At 71.4% G+C, this 711-nt stretch carries 1 protein-coding gene and 1 pseudogene; both read right to left on the bottom strand.

What is annotated here, in order from left to right; translation table 11 throughout:
* Positions 1-496, bottom strand: a pseudogene (locus tag Q0L15_RS20230) (hypothetical protein); the annotation flags it as partial.
* Between the two features lie 38 nt (positions 497-534).
* Positions 535-678: an aldehyde dehydrogenase family protein gene (locus tag Q0L15_RS20225; RefSeq protein WP_296606446.1), complete on the bottom strand. Its 144-nt coding sequence runs from the start codon at positions 676-678 to the stop codon at positions 535-537.
* Positions 679-711: the final 33 nt, after the last annotated feature.

Genomic DNA, 711 nt, shown 5'->3' with positions numbered 1-711 from the left:
CGTCGGGCGAGGCCAGGCCGTTGAGCTCGTCGGCCACGATCCCGAAGGCGTCGTCCCAGCTGATCGGCTCGTAGTGACGGGCGCCGGGCCGCTTCACCATCGGCTCGGTCAGCCGGCCTTGATGGTTGAGCCACATGTCCGACCTGCCGTCGAGCTCGGCGACCGAGTGCTGGGCGAAGAACTCCCGGGTCACGCGCCGGGTCGTCGCCACATCTGCGATGTGCTTGGCGCCGTTCTCGCAGTACTCGTTCCGGTGCCGATGTCCGGGGTCCGGCCACGCGCAGCCGGGGCAGTCGATGCCCTCGGTCTGGTTGAGGCTCAGCAGCATCAAGGCCGTACGGCGGAGGCCGCCATGGCGCACGGCGTGGTCCAGGGCGTGCCCGACGGCGGCGGCGCCGGCAGCCCACGTCTGAGGTGGTGAGGTCTGCAGACGTTCCACCCCGCCGCGGACGTCCGTCGCCCCGGGGCCACCGGGGCCACCGGGGCTGTCGCTCACGGCGTCATCGTCCTTCTGTGGTCGACGGGGTCCTCGGCTCAGTTCCAGTCGACGCTGTAGTAACGCGTCTCCTGGTACTCGCGGATGCCCTCGCGGGCACCTTCGCGGCCGAGTCCGCTCTGCTTGACGCCGCCGAACGGCGCGGCGGGGTCCGAGACGAGGCCGCGGTTGATCCCGACCATCCCCGCGTCGATGCGTTCGCCGATCCGGAGCGC

It is taken from the genome of Nocardioides sp. (genome assembly GCF_024509035.1).
Lineage (GTDB): Bacteria > Actinomycetota > Actinomycetes > Propionibacteriales > Nocardioidaceae > Nocardioides.
This window is presented reverse-complemented; position numbering and strand designations above follow the sequence as displayed.